This is a genomic window from Flavobacterium sp. 1355, from assembly GCF_017833415.1.
GTDB lineage: Bacteria > Bacteroidota > Bacteroidia > Flavobacteriales > Flavobacteriaceae > Flavobacterium.
The window spans coordinates 139,719-160,795 of record NZ_JAFICC010000002.1; the positions used below are offsets into that span (position 1 = coordinate 139,719).

18 protein-coding genes and 1 tRNA gene are annotated in these 21,077 nt (G+C 36.0%); 1 reads left to right on the plus strand and 18 read right to left on the minus strand.

Annotation, left to right across the window (positions count from 1 at the left end):
- Positions 1-342: 342 nt before the first annotated feature.
- The 4 genes from JOD96_RS03015 to JOD96_RS03030 form a co-directional block, all read right to left on the minus strand.
- Positions 343-951, minus strand: a complete 609-nt coding sequence (locus JOD96_RS03015) for a superoxide dismutase (protein ID WP_209562789.1) — start codon at positions 949-951, stop codon at positions 343-345.
- Positions 952-1,088: 137 nt separating this feature from the next.
- A complete protein-coding gene (pth, locus tag JOD96_RS03020; protein WP_209562790.1) occupies positions 1,089-1,715 on the minus strand; it encodes an aminoacyl-tRNA hydrolase in 627 nt (208 codons plus the stop codon).
- Positions 1,716-2,042: 327 nt separating this feature from the next.
- Positions 2,043-2,654, minus strand: coding sequence for a 50S ribosomal protein L25/general stress protein Ctc (locus tag JOD96_RS03025; protein ID WP_209562791.1), 612 nt, complete (start codon positions 2,652-2,654; stop codon positions 2,043-2,045).
- Between the two features lie 71 nt (positions 2,655-2,725).
- Positions 2,726-3,667: a ribose-phosphate pyrophosphokinase gene (locus JOD96_RS03030; protein WP_209562792.1), complete on the minus strand. Its 942-nt coding sequence runs from the start codon at positions 3,665-3,667 to the stop codon at positions 2,726-2,728.
- 229 nt (positions 3,668-3,896) lie between these two features.
- On the opposite strand from JOD96_RS03030, the gene JOD96_RS03035 reads away from it, so the two are divergent.
- Positions 3,897-3,976 (plus strand) — tRNA-Leu (locus tag JOD96_RS03035).
- 130 nt (positions 3,977-4,106) lie between these two features.
- Here the strand turns inward: JOD96_RS03035 and JOD96_RS03040 are convergent.
- From JOD96_RS03040 to JOD96_RS03105, 14 genes are all read right to left on the minus strand, one after another.
- Complete coding sequence (locus JOD96_RS03040) at positions 4,107-4,493, minus strand: hypothetical protein (protein ID WP_209562793.1); 387 nt, start codon at positions 4,491-4,493, stop codon at positions 4,107-4,109.
- 97 nt (positions 4,494-4,590) lie between these two features.
- Positions 4,591-5,247: a DUF4468 domain-containing protein gene (locus tag JOD96_RS03045; RefSeq protein WP_209562794.1), complete on the minus strand. Its 657-nt coding sequence runs from the start codon at positions 5,245-5,247 to the stop codon at positions 4,591-4,593.
- A gap of 147 nt (positions 5,248-5,394) precedes the next feature.
- On the minus strand, positions 5,395-5,802 hold the full coding sequence (locus tag JOD96_RS03050) for a hypothetical protein (protein WP_209562795.1): 408 nt from the start codon (positions 5,800-5,802) through the stop codon (positions 5,395-5,397).
- A 118-nt stretch (positions 5,803-5,920) separates the two neighbouring features.
- Positions 5,921-6,415 (minus strand): OsmC family protein, encoded by a 495-nt coding sequence (locus tag JOD96_RS03055; RefSeq protein WP_209562796.1) that lies wholly within the window; start codon positions 6,413-6,415, stop codon positions 5,921-5,923.
- Positions 6,416-6,734: 319 nt separating this feature from the next.
- Positions 6,735-7,919: an aldose epimerase family protein gene (locus tag JOD96_RS03060; RefSeq protein ID WP_209562797.1), complete on the minus strand. Its 1,185-nt coding sequence runs from the start codon at positions 7,917-7,919 to the stop codon at positions 6,735-6,737.
- A 102-nt stretch (positions 7,920-8,021) separates the two neighbouring features.
- Positions 8,022-9,530 (minus strand): L-arabinose isomerase, encoded by a 1,509-nt coding sequence (araA, locus tag JOD96_RS03065; protein WP_209562798.1) that lies wholly within the window; start codon positions 9,528-9,530, stop codon positions 8,022-8,024.
- A 164-nt stretch (positions 9,531-9,694) separates the two neighbouring features.
- Positions 9,695-10,396 (minus strand): L-ribulose-5-phosphate 4-epimerase, encoded by a 702-nt coding sequence (locus JOD96_RS03070; RefSeq protein WP_209562799.1) that lies wholly within the window; start codon positions 10,394-10,396, stop codon positions 9,695-9,697.
- Positions 10,380-12,071, minus strand: coding sequence for a ribulokinase (locus JOD96_RS03075; protein ID WP_209562800.1), 1,692 nt, complete (start codon positions 12,069-12,071; stop codon positions 10,380-10,382). Before JOD96_RS03075 ends, JOD96_RS03070 begins: the two co-directional genes overlap by 17 nt.
- A gap of 168 nt (positions 12,072-12,239) precedes the next feature.
- The gene (locus JOD96_RS03080) at positions 12,240-14,225 is read right to left on the minus strand and encodes an alpha-L-arabinofuranosidase C-terminal domain-containing protein (protein ID WP_209562801.1); all 1,986 of its coding nucleotides are present in this window, start codon (positions 14,223-14,225) and stop codon (positions 12,240-12,242) included.
- Between the two features lie 215 nt (positions 14,226-14,440).
- Entirely contained in the window at positions 14,441-15,421 is a 981-nt protein-coding gene (locus tag JOD96_RS03085) for an arabinan endo-1,5-alpha-L-arabinosidase (RefSeq protein WP_209562802.1), read from the minus strand.
- 59 nt (positions 15,422-15,480) lie between these two features.
- Positions 15,481-16,443, minus strand: coding sequence for a glycoside hydrolase family 43 protein (locus JOD96_RS03090; RefSeq protein WP_209562803.1), 963 nt, complete (start codon positions 16,441-16,443; stop codon positions 15,481-15,483).
- A gap of 358 nt (positions 16,444-16,801) precedes the next feature.
- On the minus strand, positions 16,802-18,424 hold the full coding sequence (locus tag JOD96_RS03095) for an arabinan endo-1,5-alpha-L-arabinosidase (RefSeq protein WP_209562804.1): 1,623 nt from the start codon (positions 18,422-18,424) through the stop codon (positions 16,802-16,804).
- An 11-nt stretch (positions 18,425-18,435) separates the two neighbouring features.
- Positions 18,436-19,983, minus strand: coding sequence for an alpha-N-arabinofuranosidase (locus tag JOD96_RS03100; RefSeq protein ID WP_209562805.1), 1,548 nt, complete (start codon positions 19,981-19,983; stop codon positions 18,436-18,438).
- 62 nt (positions 19,984-20,045) lie between these two features.
- Positions 20,046-21,056: an arabinan endo-1,5-alpha-L-arabinosidase gene (locus JOD96_RS03105; RefSeq protein ID WP_209562806.1), complete on the minus strand. Its 1,011-nt coding sequence runs from the start codon at positions 21,054-21,056 to the stop codon at positions 20,046-20,048.
- Positions 21,057-21,077 lie beyond the last annotated feature (21 nt).

Below are 21,077 nucleotides of genomic sequence, written 5' to 3' on the forward strand. Positions count from 1 at the left end.
ACATTAGTAGGTTAAGTTTATGGTAGATTTGGGGCAAAAAGGGTGGAAGAAATTCCACCTTTTTTATTGGAATAAAGTGACCTAAAACTAGCCCAAAGTAAGAAATTACGTATTTCGTCGAATATATTTGCACTTAATCTAAAATATTTGCTATTACAATATTGCTATTCTATATTTACTATACCATAACATTAGTAGGTTAAGTATATGGTAGATTTGGGGCAAAAAAGGTGGAAGAAATTCCGCCTTTTTTATTGGAACAAAGTGAAATAAAGCCAGATATAAAAAAACCCGATTAATTCTATACGAACTAATCGGGTTTTTATTTTATGTCGATGAAGACTATTTTTCTAATGCAAATCTTCTCGTAACCTCAGTCCAGTTAATTACATTGAAGAAAGCCTCAATATAATCTGGTCTTCTGTTTTGGTAGTTTAAGTAGTAAGCATGCTCCCAAACATCCATTCCTAAAATTGGAGTTCCGCCACACCCAACTTCCGGCATCAATGGATTGTCCTGGTTTGGAGTTCCGCAAACATCTAGTTTTCCACCTTTATGTACGCATAACCAAGCCCATCCTGAACCAAATTGAGTTGCTCCGGCTTTAGCAAATTTTGCTTTAAACTCTTCAAAGCTTCCAAAAGAAGATTCAATAGCAGCTAATAAATCACCTGTTGGTAATCCGCCACCGTTTGGAGCCATTACAGTCCAGAATAAATTGTGGTTGTAATAACCTCCACCATTGTTACGAACTGCTGCGTTTGATTTATCTAAGTTTATTAAGATGTTTTCGATTGTTTTTCCTTCTAAATCTGTTCCTGCAATCGCTGCATTTAGATTTGTTGTATAAGCATTATGATGTTTAGAATGGTGAATTTCCATTGTACGTGCATCAATATGTGGTTCTAATGCATCATATGCATATGGTAATTGTGGTAATTCGAAAGCCATGATATATAATTTTATGGTTTATAATAATTTATTTCAAATTTAAACATTTAACTTTGGAATAGGAAATACTATTTCGTTATAATTCAATTTAATTAATATATAAATTGATTTTTTAAGATCTAAATACTTGTAAATCTTTATTTTCCATTAAAAGAAGTCATCGTATTTTCTAATCCGGCAGTTCCAAAAGACTTAATGATTTCTGAGGAGATTTCTAATCTTTCCGTTAGTTTGGCATTTTCTTCATCGTTCCATTCTCCCAAAACATAATCTACCTGTTGTCCTTTTTTAAACTGGTCACTGATTCCAAATCTGAAGCGGGTATAGTTCTGTGTATTTAAAACAAGATTAATGTTTTTTAGTCCATTATGACCTCCATCACTTCCTTTTGGCTTAATACGAATGGTTCCAAATGACAGGTTTAAATCGTCTGTAATGACTAAAATATTTTCTAATGGAATATTTTCCTTGTCCATCCAGTATTTTACTGCTTTTCCGCTTAGGTTCATGTAGGTGTTTGGTTTTAAAAGAAAAAAAGTTCTTCCTTTAAATTTGTATTCTGCCAAAGTACCCAATTTTACAGTTTCAAAAGAAAGACTTTCTTTTTTGGCCAAAAAGTCTAAAACCTTAAAACCTATATTATGTCTTGTGTTTACGTATTCAGCACCAATGTTGCCTAATCCTACAATTAAATATTTTTTCATATAATCTGTGTTCTCTTCTTTTTGTGTTGATGAAAACAGTTTTGTCATCCATTTTATCATGTTGCAAAAATAAACTTAATTAGGGAATGTGCCAATTGGTTAATTATATAATTATTTTTTAACCACGAAGATTGTTAAGAATAGCACACAAGTGACACGGATTAAACGGGTTTACACAGGTTTTTGTTCTCTTTTTTGTCAGACTGAGCGAAGTCGAAGTCTCACAACAAGCTCGACAATCTAAATCCAATACTTTGCGAGGGCTTCGACTTCGCTCAGCCTGACAACATGTAGATTTTCATTCTGGAAATCTTAGCAACTCAGAACCTCCAAAAAAAAAAGCACCAATCTTTCGATTGATGCTTTTTTGTATTGATTTGAAAAAAATTATTTTTTCTTTCCTTTTGCAGGAGCTTTTGCAGCTTTTGCAGCTTCCTGAGCAGCTTTCATAGCAGCACGAGAAATTCTTACCTGAGCAACAACTGTGTTGTCCGGGTGCATAATTTTGTATTCTGGAGTACCAACTTTAGTAACGTATAATTTGTTACCCATTTCAAGTGGAGTGATATCAGCTTCAACAAAATCAGGAAGATTTTTAGGTAAAGCTTTTACTTTTAATTTACGAGTGTTCAAACGTAAAACACCACCTGCAAGAACACCTTTAGATGTACCAACAATTTTCACAGGAACTTCCATAGTGATTTCTTTATCATCAAATAATTGAAAGAAGTCAATGTGTAAAATTTTATCAGATACCGGGTGAACCTGAATGTCTTGCAAAATTGCATTGAATGATTTTCCTTTTCCAAGTTCGATCACAACTGTGTGAGCGTTTGGAGTGTAAACCAAGTTTTTGAATGCCGCAGCGTCCGCTGAGAAATGTACTGCCTGATTTCCTCCGTATAACACGCAAGGAACCGCTCCAGCATTACGTAAGGCTTTAGTTGCTACTTTGCCCACGCTTTCTCTTTCTGATCCTTTAATTGTAATCGATTTCATTGTAAAAAAATATAGTTATTAAATAATATTCTAATTTTATTGTAGTGTAATTGCTTCGTTTGCCGCAATGACTACATTATAAATTTTCCACTAATGGAATTGTTGTGGTGCACCATGTGCATAACTTCGGCAAAAAGAGGTGCACAACTCACTACTCTGATTTTTTTTGATTCTTTCTTTAACGGAATTGAATCTGTAACGATTAATTCTGTCAATTTCGAATTTTCAATTTTCTCATACGCACTACCAGATAATATAGCATGTGTACAAATTGCTCTTACGCTTAGTGCTCCTTTTTCGATCATTAGGTCTGCCGCTTTCGCTAATGTTCCTCCTGTATCGATCATGTCGTCTACTAATATTACGTTACGGCCTTTTACTTCACCAATTAGTTCCATAGTATCGATAACGTTGGCTGCTTTTCTTTGTTTGTAACAGATTACTACATCTGATTCTAAAAACTTAGAGTAAGCATATGCTCTTTTTGAACCTCCCATATCCGGAGATGCAATAGTTAAATTTTCTAATCCTAAACTTTCTACGTATGGTAAAAAGATGGTAGATGCAAATAAATGATCTACTGGTTTTTCGAAAAACCCCTGAATCTGATCTGCGTGCAAATCCATTGTCATCACTCTTGTTGCTCCGGCAGCATCTAATAAATTAGCTACTAATTTTGCCCCAATCGGAACTCTTGGTTTGTCTTTTCTATCCTGTCTTGCCCAACCAAAATAAGGCATAACAGCTGTAATATGTCTTGCCGATGCACGTTTTGCTGCATCAATCATTAATAACAATTCCATCAAATTATCGGCAGTTGGAAATGTTGAGCACACAATAAAAACGCGTAATCCTCTGATTGATTCTTCGTAAGATGGCTGAAATTCTCCATCACTATACGTTGACATCGTTACTTTTCCCAACGGAATTCCGTATTGTTCTGCAATTTTTTCTGCAAGATAAACACTTTGTGAACAAGCAAAAATTTTAGCTTCTGGTTCTAGGTGCGACATTATAATTTGTTGTTTTGTAGTTAGTTGTGTGTGCGTCGTTTTAACGAGGTGCAAATTTAGAAAATTTATTGGACACTGAAAGGAAAAATTTAAGTATTTTTAGTAGAACATTTAATTTAATTTTTTACATTTGCACCGTGTTAAAGGAATAAGCACAGTTATGACATCATAATTACTTATTCTATTGCGTTAAAATAACTGATTTATTAGTTGTTTTTTCGTCTGCTAAGCCCGGATGGCGGAATTGGTAGACGCGCTGGTCTCAAACACCTGTGGGAAACCGTGCCGGTTCGACTCCGGCTCCGGGTACTTAAAGCCTCTGAAATCTATTGATTTTCAGAGGTTTTTGCTTTTTAGGGTCGTCGAAAGGATATCTTATTTGTCATACATAGTAAAAAAGATCCCCCAACTTGGCTCACCCTTTGTTTAATATTAATCTTTATAAAAAAAACTTTTTCCAAAACACATCGACCTCAGATACAAAATCAGCAAATAATAAACTCTGACTTTGTTTATCATAAATAAATATACTTTTTCTGTAATCATTTCTAAAAACATCCTTTTCAGTCGAAATACAATAATACCAAGTGCAATTTATTCCATTGTAAGGCTTTGTTTCAGTTTTTTCAATTTTTCTTATTAAGTCTTTAGTACTATTATCATTGTAATTCTTTAGAATTATTTCCGATTCAGTTATTGAAATTTTGGTTTCCTTAGTTTCACTCAACACTTCCATTTTATTATTCAAATAGGAATGTGATTTTAATTCTTGTGCATTCACAAAAGCGTTAATACATATTAAAAATAAAAAAATTATTTTTTTCATACTGCTTTAAATTATTTAGGTATTAATAATCTTGAATTGTATCTGCTGTAAACTCATTCGCAAGACTTATTCATCCATTAGATACATTTTTCAAATATTACCACTCGTTATCTTTTTTATTCAAATAATCTTGCAAACTAATAAATAATACACTTATTTCATTATTCATACCTGTTGCTATTTGTTTTTCACAAACAAAACTAGCTTCAATAAGCCCTTTCAAATTACTAAGTTTCTTATCTACCTTTTTTTTATTGTTATTATTTTGGACATTAAAATTTTTTCTAGCGGTTTCGTATTGATTTTCAATAGTAAATTCGTTCAATAATGTATATTCGTTTATTATAAAAAACCAATCGGTATTTAAATGATTCAGCATTTTTACTTTTCCAGGAAACGAAATATCCACTTTACATTTATTATCCTTAATTGACACGATTAAAGTATGGTCAAAAACAATGTGAGCTGGCACATAATATACTTTTTTACTAAATAAATCTGGAAATGGTTTGTTAGAATCGATTGCAAAGTTCCCTTTTACAATAATTTTATCTGGGGAATTAAGCTGTATCACATCATTTGCAGATTTATAATTTAATGCCACCCACGCTAAAACTTTTGACTGAATTTCTTGAGTTTTTAAACTATCAACATTAATAACTAAAATTTTTCCATTGATTTCTTTATCATAGGATTGGGAAAAAACAGGAAAACTAGCCAAAATAAAAAATAAAAATAAATATTTTTTAATCATTACTTTCAGTATTTAAAGATTTTAAGTGCTAATGTAATTCGTATGAATATGAAAAAACATTATTATAAAATAACTTAAATTATAAGTCATCATAAACAATGATCTTTTATAGATAAAAAACCGACCAATAAAATAGAAAAAGGCTATTTATTTTTGAATTTTTTTAATCAATATTACATTAAGTTCGTTACCACAGATCCAATTGATTTGATAATCTTTAGCCCGCCACATCATATTAATTTTTGACCACTCAATTTTTAGCGAGTTGCTTAAATTTTGGAAATCATGCAAGCTTTCCACAGTATTATCAATTAGAGATTCATCTACTTCAGGTTCCATAATGTCTGAATTAAAATAAAACAATACATTTTTCATTTCATCATAACTTTCTTTATAACCAACCGGATTTTGTTTGGTAGCAAATGTTTCTACACCTTTATTTAAAAACCAAGAATCTGTCACAACCGCGTACTTTTTAAGTCCTTTATTATAAGAGCTTACTTGACCAGTCACCATATTAGATAAGCATAAAATAAGGAAAACAATATTTTTCATTTTTGAGGGTTCATATTATGCATTCCAAATGTAAACTTTATAAACTTATCTAGTTTATGGTTTTCCGTAATAAGAAAATTTCTTTTTTTATATGTGTTTATCTATAACTGTTCACAATTCAATACTCTCCTTTTTGACCTGCCTTTTTATCATGTAACTCACAACTCGCATTATGTAGGATTGGAAAATTGCAAGAATTTGCAATAAAACACAATTGATTCGCCTTATCATGAAGTTCGACCGCCAACTCAATTTTATCAGAATTGGCAATTTTTACTTTCGGATATAATCGAACCTCAACAAAACGCCCGCTTCCATCTGCAGAAACTTCAAGCGTGGCTTCGGCATGGTCTGAATATTCTAAAACTTCTATACCGTTTTGAGAGCATACATATAAGTAGGACATCATGTGGCATGAAACCAAACTACTCAATAATAAATCTTCGGGATTGTATAATTCCGGATCGCCTTTGAAAGCTTTTGCGGCAGAGACATATAAAATTGGTTTTCCTTCTATTTTAATTTGATGACTTTTGCTGTAAAATCTCTTTGTTGAATCTTCCTGAATTTGATTTGAAGTCCAGTTTACTTCTGCTTTGAATAGATGTTTCATTATCGTTTTTTTGCTGTCGCTAAGTTATAATTTTTAAAGATGCCGGTGAATTAATCTCACAAAGTCGCGAAGGCGCAAAGTTCTTACCAATGTTGTCATTTCGACGAAGGAGAAATCTTCGCAAGTAATTCCGCAACGAAATCCAATCTTTGTAGAGCTTCTCGTGGAGATTTCTCCTTCGTCGAAATGACAAAAATGAGGTAGTCAATTCGTGAAAATTACTGAAATTCGTGGCGAAAAATTCCCCCATAAAAAACCTCGAAAGCATAACTTTCGAGGTTTCTTAGAGAATTACTAACTAATTAACATAATTCCAAAACTATTTTTTCACAGAGAATTTAAAAGTAGTTTTAGTTTTATAATTTTCTCCCGGGTTTAAAACCGTTGTCGGGAAGTTTTTCTGGTTTGGAGAATCAGGATAATGTTCTGTTTCTAAACATAGACCTGTTCTGTGTGCGAACGTACCGCCTTTTGGCATTGGTAACGTTCCGTCAAGGAAATTTCCAGAGTAAAACTGAATTCCAGGTTCGTCTGTTGTCATTTCCATGATTCGTCCACTTGCTGCGTGATATACTTTTGCTATGATTGTTTTTCCTTTTTCAGGATTGTTCAATACCCAGCAGTGATCATAACCTTTTCCTCTTTCTAATTGCTCATTTTTAGCTTCGATGTCTTTTCCAATTAATTTTGGTGTTCTGAAATCGAAAGGTGTATTGGCAACATCATCTAATTTTCCTGTCGGAATTAAAGTCGCATCAACCGGAACAATTTTATCTGCATTTAAAGTCAATTCGTGATCTAAGATTGTTTTAGTAAAATCTCCTGATAAATTGAAATAAGAATGCTGTGTTAAATTCACAACTGTTTTTTTATCTGTAGTCGCTTCGTATAAAACTTCTAATTGATTATCATTTGTCAAAGTATAAGTCACAAAAACTTTCAAATTTCCAGGATAACCTTCTTCCATATCTTTACTTAAGTAAGATAATTTTAAAGTTGCTGCATCTCCGGATTTTGCCTCATCCGCTTTCCAAACCACATTAAAATATCCTTGTGGTCCACCGTGCAAAGCATTTGGAGCATTGTTTATGGCCAATTGATATTCTTTTTCATCTAAAGTGAATTTTCCTTTGCCAATACGGTTTCCGTATCTTCCGATCAAAGCTCCAAAAAATGGATTTTCTTTTTCGTATTGAGCCAAATTATCAAATCCGATTACTACATTTTCAGAAACACCGTCTTTATTTGGCACTTTCAAATCTGTAATTCTTCCGCCAAAAGTGATGATATCAACTTCCATCCCGTTTTGGTTTTTCAGCTTATAGCTGTCTACTTGTTCTCCTTTAGCTGTTTTTCCATAAGAAGATTTTTCGATTGTAACTGTCGCTTTTTTATCTGAAGAAACTATAGTGTCATCCATTTTTTTATCGTTTTTGCATTGAACTGAAATGAAAGCCAAACTTAATAGGCCAATTCCAAAAATATAACGTTTTAATACATTCATAATAATATTTTAAATTGGTTAGATGTTAGATGTTAAAAGTAGCAATTATAATCAAAATAAAACCTCTGAACTTTTGCCACTTTGAATCTTTGTCCCTAAAAATTACAGCCCATGTTGAAACAAATGATAATAAGCTTCGTTTGCATTGATTTTATCTTTAAAGTCTCTTACGGTAGTTTTTTCATCAATAACCAATAATTCAATTCCGGCGATATCAGCAAAATCTTCCATGTATTCTGTTGTCAGCGACTGGCTGTAAACCGTATGGTGCGCTCCTCCTGCCAAAATCCATGCTGTTGCAGCAATTTCAAGGTTTGGTTTACAATCCCATAAAACTCTTGCAACCGGTAATTTTGGTAATTCAGCCATTGGTTTAATTGCTGTAACTTCGTTTACAATCAAACGGAAACGGGTTCCCATATCTACCAAAGAAACATTGATTGCATCTCCAGCTGGTGAATTAAACACCAAACGAGCAGGATCTTCTTTTCCGCCAATTCCCAAAGGATGTATTTCACAAGAAGGTTTTCCATCAGCAATAGATGGGCAAATTTCCAACATATGTGATCCTAAAACGTATGATTTTTGAGGTGTAAAATGGTAGGTGTAATCTTCCATGAAAGAAGTTCCTCCTTCAAGACCAACGTTCATTACTTTTAAGGCGCGAACCATTGCAGCCGTTTTCCAGTCTCCTTCTCCACCAAAACCGTAACCATCAGCCATTAATCTTTGTGTTGCGATTCCTGGTAATTGTTTCCAAACACCAAGATTTTCAAACGTATCTGTAAAAGCGCCAAAACCTCCTTCTTCAAGGAAAGCTCTTAAACCTAATTCTATTTTTGCCGCTTCCGCTAATGAACTTCTTTGCGTTCCACCTTCTTTTAAAGCATCTGTCAAAGTATAGGATTGCTCGTAAACTGCCAATAAATCATTTAATTCTTTATCGGTAACTTTCTCAATATATTTCGTAACATCCGAAGAATCAAAACCGTTAACCGACATTCCGAAACGGATTTGCGCTTCTACTTTATCTCCTTCTGTTACGGCAACTTCACGCATATTGTCTCCAATACGGGCTACTTTTAAGTTTTGAAGTTCATCCCATCCTAAAGCTACTCTTGTCCAGATGCCTAATTTTTTCTGAACTCTTTCGTCTTCCCAATGTCCAACAACGACTTTGCGTTTTTTACGCATTCTTGACATGATAAAACCAAATTCACGATCTCCGTGAGCGGATTGATTCAGGTTCATGAAATCCATATCGATTGTTCCCCACGGAATTTCAGCATTGTATTGTGTGTGTAAATGGCATAATGGTTTTTTCAGAATGCTCAATCCGCCAATCCACATTTTAGCTGGAGAGAAAGTATGCATCCAGGCAATAATTCCGATACAGTTTTTAGCCGAATTGGCTGCCAAACAAACATCTAAAATTTGAGAAGGTGATTTTACCACATCTTTATAAACCACTTTTACCGGAATAGTAGACGCCCCATCTAATCCTTTTGCAATTATTTGCGAATGCTCCGCTACTTTTCTTAAAGTTTCTTCACCGTATAATTCCTGGCTTCCTACTACAAACCATACTTCTTTCTGAGAGATATCAATCATTTTTTTTTATTTTGTTTCAAGTTTTCTTTGTTTCAGGTTTCAAGTTTTGAAATGCGGAAAACTTATTGTTATGTTATTATTTTTGTTGTATTTATTTCAAATTCCAGGTTTCACGTTCCAACAACTTGAAACAAAAAAAAACCTGAAACCTGAAACAAACTTTTCTACTGTCCGTAATACGAATCTTTTCCGTGTTTACGGTTGTAATGTTTCTTTATTAGGGAATCTTTTAATCTTGGCGCATTTGGATTTATTTGTAAAGTCAGGTATGCCATTTCGGCTACGACTTCTAAAACCTTGCTGTTGTACACAGCTTTTGCTGCATTTTTTCCCCAGGCGAATGGACCATGATTTCCAATCAGAATCATTTCGACTTCTTCGTAAGAAAGATTTTTTTCTTTGAAACAATCCAAAATCTGGATTCCGGTATTGTGTTCGTAGTTTCCTTCGATAAGCGAATCTGCCATTGGCGGAGCACAGGGAATATCGGCTGTTAAATGATCGGCATGCGTAGTTCCAAAAATTGGAATATCTTGTTGCGATTGCGCCCAAGCTACAGAATAGGTCGCGTGTGTATGTGCAACACCACCAATGTTTGGCCAGCTTTTATATAAGTAGGCGTGTGTTTTGGTGTCAGATGACGGACGCATTGTTCCTTCAATAACATTATTATCAAAATCTACAATTACGATATCTTCCGGTTTTAAATCTTCATAAGGAACCCCGCTTGGCTTGATGGCGAAGACACCATTTTTTCTGTCCACCGCACTAACATTCCCAAAAGTATATACTACCAGGTTCAATGCATTCAACTGCATATTCGCTTCGTAGCATTCTTGCTTTAAAGCTTTATAAAGAGAACTCATTTTCTGTAATTTTAATAGATGGATCTGCAAAAGTGCTTAATTGGTCGTATGCTAAAAGTAATTTGTTGTAAATAGCAACTTTGTCAAGTTGTGGTGTATATTCACTTTCAAAAGGACTTCCCATTTTTTGACTGGCTTCAATTACATTTGAATAAACTCCAGAAGCTACAGCAGCATAAATTGCTGCTCCCAAAGCCGGAGCCTGATCTGAAGCTGCAATTTTGATTGGTTTATTTAAAACGTTAGCCAAAGTCTGCATGATAAAAGGTGATTTACGGGCAACGCCGCCAATTCCGATAACGCTGTCTATTTTCACTCCTTCTTCTTCAAAACGATCGACAATTTTTTTAGATCCAAAACAAATTGCATTTACCAAAGCTTTAAAAATATGAGGTGCTTTTGTTCCTAAGGATAAGTTTGAAATCACGCTTTTCAGTTCCTGATTGGCATCCGGAGTTCTGCGTCCGTTGATCCAGTCTAAAGCGGTTGGTATACTTTCTGACAGCGGAATCTTTTCAGCTTCTTTCGTCAATTCAACAATTAGTTTATCACTGAATTCTTCTCTCAATTGTTCTTTTTGAGTATCATTTAAAATTGATGAAGAACCTAATAATTGTTCTGTTGGCCACATCAATAATTCTTTGTACCAGGCTAATAAATCTCCAAAAGCAGATTGTCCTGCTTCAAGACCAATAAATCCAGGAATCACAGATCCGTCAACCTGACCGCAGATTCCGCGAACAGTTTTTGTTCCTACTTCATCATAAGAACCAACCAAAATATCACAGGTTGAAGTTCCCATAACGCGAACCAAAGTGTTTTCGCCAATTTTTGCTCCAACTGCTCCTGAATGTGCATCAAAAGTTCCAACAGCTACAACTGTATCAGTCGTAAGTCCTAAACGATCTGCCCATTCTTTGCTTAAGTTTCCGGCAACTAAATCTGAAGTATAGGTTTCATCATATAAATTTCCGCGAAGCTGTGCTAAATAAGGGTGTAATTTTTCTAAGAATTCAACCGGAGGAAGTCCATTCCAGTCTTCGTGCCACATGGCTTTGTGACCCGCAGCGCAACGGCTTCTTTTAAAGGTTTTTAAATCTTTATTGTCAATTAACAAATACGTCATTAAATCGCAGTGCTCCATCCAGGTGTACGCTGCATTTCGAACCGAATCATCTTCTCTGGCGATGTGCAATATTTTTGCCCAAAACCATTCAGATGAGTAAATTCCACCCACATATTTAGTTACGTTTTCTCCGCCCCAGCTCACTGCCAGTTCGTTGATTTCGTTTGCTTCGTTGATCGAAGTATGATCTTTCCACAACACCATCATGGCATTTGGATTCTCCTCAAAACCTTTTGTCAAAGCCAGTGGAATTCCTTCCTTAGTAACTGGTACCGGAGAAGATCCTGTTGTATCAATACAGATACCACGCACTTGCGAAGGATCTACTTTGCTTTCTTTTATAACGGTTTGAATTGTAATTTCCAAGCCTTCTATATGATCTAAAGGATGCTGACGAAACTGATTGATCGACGCGTCACAATATTGTTTGTTTTTCCATCTTTTGTAATGAGAAACATTTGATGCCAACTCCTGCCCATTTTCAGTATCTATCAGCACCGCTCGAACAGAATCTGTTCCATAGTCCAATCCTATAACGTAATTTTTCATTCGAAATACATTTATTAATGACAACAAATATAATTATAAATACTTTATAAGTGTATAAAAAACACTTAACAAAATAAGGCTTGCTAATTTTTACAGATAATGCATCAAAACAAACCTTTAAGATTAAAACCAGAAATAAACGTTAGTTTTACATTTATTCTGTTGCGATTATTTCATCTTTATTTTCAAAACCGTAACCGAGTACGCCGGAAAGTCATACTGAATTTTACTTCCGCTCAGCTTAAATTCACTTTCTTTCGGGCTAATTTTAGTTGGAAACGCAAAAGAATTTTCATCGTTTATTCCGTCTCCTTTTAAAATTAGTGCCGTTCCTTTGGTGTCTAATTTTGCTCCTTTTACATCAATTGAAACATTTTGAGCCGTTGCAGCAGTGTTCACAATTTTCAGGATTACTTCTTTCGAATTCACATCTTTTACTGCCGATGCAAACAAATCGTTTTGCCCTGTAACTGCTTTTCCGTCTTTTGTAATCGCGATTAAATCAGTCCCTTTATTATTTGAAAATAATTTTTGAACATAGTAATTTGGTGTTCCGTAGGATTGTAAATTGTTGAACCAAATCATATCTGGTGTCCATTGCCAGCCTTCCTCGTGAGCCAGAAGAGGCGCGTAAGATGTCAAATGAACCACCTCAGCATTACGCTCCATTCCGGTCATGAAAGCGGCTTCAGAAAAAGCACATTCCCAGTTGTTTTTATTCTCCGGACTTGCGATTGCTACACTTTGTGCTGCATATTCTCCGGCAAAAATCTTCGGCCCTTTACGGTCGTAATTATCATAACGGGTTACATTTTTACGGAACCATGCCGGGTCTTTATAATAATGCTCGTCGACAATTTCTGCATTCAGTTTTTTAAGTGCTGCCATGCCATAATCGAAGAAATCTCCGTCAGGAAACGGTCCTGTTCCGGACACAATTGTAATGTTTGGATATTTTGCTTTGATGGCTTTTTGAAACACTTTGAAACGCTCGATATAATCGGGTCCCCATTGCTCATTTCCAACGCCAATGAATTTTAAATTGAATGGCTTTGGATGTCCCATATCGGCTCTAACTTTACCCCAGGCTGTCGTTTGATCGCCATTTGCAAATTCAATTAAATCTAATGCATCCTGCACATAAGGATCGATTTGATCCATTGGAACCAATTGCCCGGTGTTGAACTGACACGCCATTCCACAGCTAAGAATTGGCAGTGGTGATGCCCCGATATCTTCTGAAAGCTGAAAATATTCAAAGAATCCCAAACCAAAACTCTGGAAATAGTCCGGAGCAGGACGATGCGCAAATTCCATGTTCCAACGATTTACTGCAGTTTCTCGATCTTCAACTTTTCCAACCGATTTTTTCCATTGGTAACGTTCTGCCAAAGTTCTTCCTTCTACAATACATCCGCCGGGGAAACGTAAAAATCCTGGTTTTAAATCGTATAATAATTGTACTAAATCTTTACGAAGTCCGTTTTTTCTTCCTGCCCAGGTATCCTCAGGAAACAGTGAAATATTATCCAGATCGATAACCCCATTTCCTTCAAAAGTTATTTTTAGTTTCGCTTTGGCTTCTGTTGCTGTAGAAGTTAACTGAGCGGCGTAATCTGTCCAGTCTTTTGATGTTGGAACTACCGAAGTTTCTCCAAGAACTTTACCATCTTTATCAATAAACTGAAATATAATTTTGGAAATGTTTCCAGATATTTTTGAAGCTTTTAAAGTCAGATTGTATTTCAAATCTTTCTTGATTCCCATTCCTCTGAAGCCTTCATTAACCAATTGATAACCGCTGGCATCATTAAGCGTAACTCTGCAGTAATTATGATTGGTTCCTTGTTTAGAATATTGAATCACATTTGCAATTCCCGATTGCTGATTCAATTTATGACGATCGCTGTTAGGTTCATTCCACCCCATCATTGGAAACAGAAATTCGAACGATCTGTTTTTTATCATTTCAGCATACAAACCTCCATCAGCTGCAAAATTGATATCTTCGAAAAATACTCCGTACATCGTCGGCTGAATTTTGGTCACGGTTTTGGCAGCATCCACCTGAAGATTATTTTTTTGTGCCGAGGCATAAAAGCCGTTAAGCAATAAACCACAAAGGGTAATTTTAGTAATTAAATTGAACTTCATTTTTTTATAATTAATGTGTTTTATGCCACGCGGATTACACTGATTCACTAAAGTGAAAACGCAGATAAAAACGGATTTTTATTTTGTTTTTTCTCGCAGATCTGGCAGATTCAGCAGATTTTTTCTAATCTTTTTAATCCTTTAATCTGTGGCAAAATCTTGATTCTTGTTTCTTTACTCTATGTTCTATATTCTCTGTTCTTTACTCTATAATTCTATTTCAAAACGGGCCATAAATCAGCATCCCAAAGCATTTCTCTAACTATTAATCTTGGCGTTCCGTTGGTTTTCTTTTCGTAAGCATGGTAAAAAATATAATCTTTCTCATCAAATGTATAAGCACTGTTATGGCCAACGCCAAAGTAATTTTCGTCGCCCTGAACTACTAAACTGCCACCGCCTTCATTTAATGGCTTTCCATCTTTATCTACATAAGGTCCGGTCACATTTTTGGATCTTCCAACAACGACTTTATAGGTGCTTTTTTCTCCGCGGCAGCATAAATCCCAAGAAAGAAACTGGTAATAATAACCATTTTTCTTAAAGATGAACGGAGCCTCAAGCGCGCCATCACCGGGATCAGAATCAGCTAATTCAAAAGTTCTTTTGCGTTTCGAAATCGTGTGCCATTCCTGAGGCTGTGCAATCGATTTTAAATCCGGATTTAGTTTTACCATTTTTAATCCTTCCCAAAAAGAACCAAAAGACAACCATGGCGTATTGTTTTCGTCAAAAATTAAATTCGGATCTATGGCATTCCACATATCGCGGTTGGGTTGTGACTGAATAACGATTCCCTGATCGACCCATTTGTAATTTTTATCTTTTGGATCTAAAGTCGTATTCGTCGCTACGCCAATTGCCGATGTGTTTTTGGCGAAAGCCGAAACAGAATAATAGAGGTAATATTTATTGTCATGAAATGAAATATCCGGCGCCCAAATATGATTTTTAAAATCGGCTGCAACCCCATCTGCCCAAACTGGTTTTTCTGCAAAAACCTGAGGCTGTTTATCCCATTTTTTTAAATCTTTGGAACTGAAAACACTGATTCCGTTGCCTGTACAATACAAATAGTAAGTGTCTTTTTGTTTGATGACAACCGGATCGTGAACGACAATTTCCTGCGAAAATGAGGCCGACATTATCAGCATCATCAAAACAGAAAGTGTATATTTTATGTTTTTATAAACCATATAAGTGATATAAGAAATTTAAGCTTGGTCTGAAAACTGTGACTGCGACTGAATACTTTTTACTGAATTCCTTCAGACGTCATTACTACACGTTTCATTGTTCCGTCTTTATTATAATATAATTTATCAACACAAACTGATCTTCTGAAACTTCCTCCGTCTGGCTGTGTTGCGCCATTATGATAGATAAAATACGACTGCCCTTTAAAATCAATTATCGACTGATGATTGGTGTTGCTGTTTCCGGCAATCTCATTCAAAATGCCTTTGAATTCCCATGCACCTGTAATTGACTTGCTCATGGCGTAAGCGATTTTTTCGGGAAATTCATAAGCGTATGACAAATAATACCAGTCTTTGTGTTTGTGAATCCAGGGCGCTTCTGTAAAATTTGGCAACTCTTTTATATGCTGAATCGGTCCATCTAATTCGATCATATTGTCTTTTAATTTGGCATAATGGCAGGCTGTGTTTCCCCAAAACAAATAGGCTTGTCCATCTGTATCTATATAAACTGTGGGGTCGATATCGTCCCAGCTTATATTGCTAAATTTGGTCATATCGTTGGTGATTAAAGCTTTTCCTAATGCATCTTTAAAAGGCCCGGTTGGACTGTCAGAAACGGCAATTCCGATAGCTTTTCCTTGCACAGAACCATGTTCGACTGTAACATACCAATAGAACTTTCCGTTTCTTTCTATTACCTGCGAAGCCCATGCATCGCCTTTTGCCCATGTAAAATCAGTTGTTTTTAAAGGCACCGGATGTGATTCCCACTTTTTCATATCCGACGAAGAATAGACCACCCATTCATTCATTTTATAAAAATAAAAATCTTTTGGTGCCTCATCATGACCGGCATACAAATACACTTTGTCTTTATAAACCAATGCCGCAGGATCACCTGTGTATTGATCTTTAATAATCGGATTATTGAATTTTGCAGGGTTAATTTGCGCCACTGCTGTTGTGCAGAAAGCAATCAAAACCAGAAGTGACAGGATTGTAATTAGGTTTTTCATTATAATTTCTTTTAAGACATATTTTCTATGCGTTAATTCTTTTTTCACGCAGTCCCTGATAGCTATCGGGAGCAGATTTTTTGATCTTTAATTCTTTTTTTAAGTTATTATAAAGTAAGTCCCAGCGGGACGACATGTTTATAGAAATTCTATTTGTTTTTTCACAAGAACCCCAGCGGGGTGACATATTTTCGTCAATTAAAAAAACTTAGATGTCGCTCCGCTGGAGCTTTTATCAACGACAATAATGATTGGCTATAAACATTATGCTCCTACGGAGCTTTTAATAATCCAAACTGCTTTCTTGAATCTATGTTATTTTTTGTTTTTTGATTTGGAATTTAAAACTTGGGATTTTCTAATTCACTTTTTTACCCCAAACTGGTAATCCCGTTGTGGTTAATCCCGTATAACTAATCGTTACTTTTCGGGTTGCTGATTCCCAATCCCAGGCATCTGTTACGTTGCATTTTACCCCATTTACGGTTAAGATTTTTTTGGAACTGTCGTACGACCAGGTTCCGTTTGCATCACCGCTCACTTTTTTATCGGCTGTTAAATATAATGTCACTGATTTTTGAAGGGTTTTGTACTGGTAATTCATGGTAATCTGTTCCCAGGTTCCAATGAAATTTGCGTCAGAAATAGTCGTTGTCGGAACTCCGGCATAACGTTCTGCTTCTACAACCGGCCAGCCATCTTCTGTCCATTCGATACCGCGAACATGTCCCATCATAACAGCATTTGAAACTGCAATTCCGGGAACGCCTTCCGGCAAACGAGCCTGCGATGCATAATACCATTTTTTGGTATCAGGATTTTGAAAAACAGCACAATGTGCAAAACCAACCCAGCCAGTATGATTTTTAAATGAATACGGGTGTGTCAGCATCGGATAGCATTCGGCACCATTTGTAATGCTGATTCCTGTGTTTGTAACATAAGGCCCTAAAATGCTTTTTGATCTTGCAACACGTGTATTATACGCCACTGCTAATTCGTCATAAGCCAGGAATAAATAGTAGTATTGCGTCTCTGGATTGTAGATAATTTCCGGGCCCTCAAGTGCCTGCCAACGGTTTGTGTTAACATTTCCGCGTCCAGCAATTCGTATTCCGTAATCATCAATTGTTTTTAACTGGTCTGGTTTTCCGGTTGTTGGATTCAGTTTTAAAGCGGCTATTCCGGAGTGCCATGAACCGTAAATCAAATATTGATCTCCTTCCGAGGTTTCTATAAAACTTGGATCTATGGCATTAAATTTAAAATAAGCATCCCAATCATTTCCTCCATTTCTTACGTAACTTTTTACTCCGTCAGGTTCAGAACAAACAACCATTCCCTTGTCAACCCAATTGTTCGAAGCCAAATCATCTGTTTCGGCCAGACCGATAAAAGCACGCTCTGTCCAGGAAGTATTGGTGTCAGTTCCCACAATCGGGTTTGTCACAACAATACTGTAATACATTCTGAATTTATTTCCCACTTTACGAACACAGGGCGCCCAATATCCATAATTCGGATTTTCGATAGGAGGAAGGGCAGGCGACATTCTTGCTCTTTTATTATTCAAAGAATCTTTTACCCAGGCCGGAGCCTGCGTCATTGAAGATCCCATAAATTCCCAATTGATTAAATCTTTTGATCTTCTGTAGAAAAAATGTCCGTTGCCTTCGTGTGCATTTCCATAAGAAGCATCCGTTTGGTACATATAATAGTATTCTCCGGATTTTTCTACTGATGGATCATGAACGTTGGCCAAATTCCATTGTGATCTGCTTCCCCAACTTGAAATGGAAGTATAATTATCTGCATAGGTGGATCCCGGAAAAGCTGGTGTTACCACTGGCGGATCAACTACTACAGGCGGATTCGGATTATCCGGTGCTGCAGGATCATCTTTTGAACAGCTGACAACTGCGAGAGCAATTAACAACAGCACGATGTATGCAACTTTTATAATGGAATTGGATTTTTTCATCTTTATATCTTTTATTTTCCTTCTAAAACAACTACTGAGAAAGGAGGAATAGTAATTTCAAGTTTTCCTTTTTTGTTTTCGAAACCTTTAAAAACGGTTGGTACAATTTTATTTGGTGTTTCGAATGAATTATAATCTTGCAATTTGGCAGATGTTATAACCATTCCTGTAAAGTTTTTTACTCCAAGATCTTTCACATCAATTTCTATTTTATTTTTATTTTTTGCATCCACATTTACTAATGAGATATGAACTGCCCCGTTTTTATCTTTTGATGCCGATACTGAAACTGCAGGAAGTGTTTCTCCATTAAAAGTATAATTTGGAGAAGTAAAACTTATCGGCAATAATTTTGCATCCTGATGAACGCTGTACATTTTCATAACGTGATATGTTGGCGTTGTAATCATTTTGGCTTTGTCTGTTAAGATCACTGCTTGTAAAACGTTAACACATTGTGCTAAATTTGCCATTTTTACTCTGTCAGCGTGATTGTTGAAGATATTCAAAGTCGATCCGGCCAAAACCGCATCTCTCATGGTATTTTGCTGGTATAAAAATCCAGGATTTGTTCCTTTCTCAACTTCATACCATCCTCCCCATTCGTCAACGATCATCGCTACTTTTTTCTCAGGATCGTATTTGTCCATGATAGCAGAATGTTTTGTAACCAGTTCTTCCATTTTTAAAGCGGATTGCATGGTTTTAAAATAACCTTCTTCAGTAAAGTTTCTGTCATCTCCTTTTTTGCCCCAGTCGATTACGGCATAGTGGTGTACTCCAACTCCGCCTAACATATTTAGCGGAATGTTTTTCATTAAAACTTCTGTCCAGTTATAATCAGAGCTGTTTGATCCTGATGCAATTCTTGTAATTCCACCAGTATTTTCCCAATCAGACATGAAGGTTGCAAACTTTCTGTATTCTCCGGCATAATATTCTGCCGTCATATTTCCACCGCATCCCCAGGCCTCATTTCCAATTCCCCAGAATTTAACTTTGCAAGGTTTTGTTCTTCCGTTTTTTTTACGCAAATCACTCATCGGACTTCTACCGCTGAAATTGGTATACTGAACCCAATCAGACAATTCCTGAACCGTTCCGCTTCCAACGTTTCCAGACAAATACGGTTCTGCTCCAAGAAGCTCACACATATTCAGGAAATCATGAGTTCCAAAACTGTTATCCTCCGTTACACCGCCCCACCATTTGTTTACAATAGTCGGTCTTTGTTCCTGAGGTCCAATTCCGTCTTTCCAGTGATAGGTATCTGCAAAACAGCCGCCAGGCCATCTTAAATTTGGAATTTTCAACTCTTTTAAAGCAGCGATAATATCATTTCTCACTCCTTTTGTATTTGGTATTTTTGAAGTATCTCCAACAAAAAATCCTCCATAAATACAGCGCCCTAAATGTTCTGCAAAATGCCCGTAAATGTTTTTGTCAATCTTTGGTGCATCTGTAGTGTTTTTAATGGTTACTACTGTTGTTTGATTTTGAGCGAAACTTACCTGATTACAAAGTGTAATAAGAAAGGTGATTAAAAGTGCTTTTTTCATAATGTATTTTTAAAAGTTTATAAAGAGGAAGGTTTTATGAAAACTTCCTCTTTATATTAAAGTTAATAAGAAAGTGTCGGCCATCCTGATGACCATGTAAAATAAACAATTTCAAGTTTTGGATTTCCATTGTCTGCTTTGTTATAATAATGAACGGCTCCTTTCTGGGTTCCTGTAATTCTGGATAAATGACCGGGTCCGATATAATCTCCCTGAGAAGCAAGAACCGTAGTTCCGCCGCCATTTCTTAAATTCACTCCGTTTTTATCTGTAAAAGGCCCAAAAGGACTTGTTGAACGGCCAACCACAATATAATAGGTACTGTTAACGCCATTGCAGCAGGAACCTCTGTTTACAAACATATAGTAATAACTTCCTTCTTTGATCAAACAGGGAGCTTCCCATGAAGCATGGTTTCCGCCCGCCACAATGGTTCTTGTTCCGGTTGGTTTTCCTGTCGAAGGATTAATCTGAACCACGCCAATACCGGCATGCCACGAACCGTAAGCCATATATACATTACTTCCGTCTACTAAAATAGAAGCATCAATCGCGTTCACGTCTGAAGTAGAATTAGAAGAAACCACCACACCTCTGTCTGTCCAGGTTGTTCCTGCACTTTGAGAAATTGATGGCGCTGTTACTAGCCCAATAACCGAAGTCGCAGATCCAAAAGTCGAACATGAATAATACATGTTCCATCTGTTATTAAACCATGCAACATCCGGTGCCCAGAAATTTTTTGTAAACCCCGGAACGTATCCGGCTATCCAGCTGGGAGTAGAAGTATAGACTGATGTTCCCCAGCTCCAATTGATCAAATCTCTTGAATAGGTCATGGGTATATTATCACCAGTTGTAAAAACATAGTAATTAACACCGCTTCTTATAATAGTACTTGGGTCGTGTGATGGCACATTTCCGCTAACCGTTTTTGCTGTTATATTTTTTACCTGAGAATTTTGAGTTTCTGCTGCCGCAGCTGTCTCATCATTCGAAGGGATTATAGTATCTTCATTCTGGCAACCTACTAATAATACTGCTAATAAAACCAAACTTGTAATTGTTTTCATTTGTGATAAAATTTAGTTACT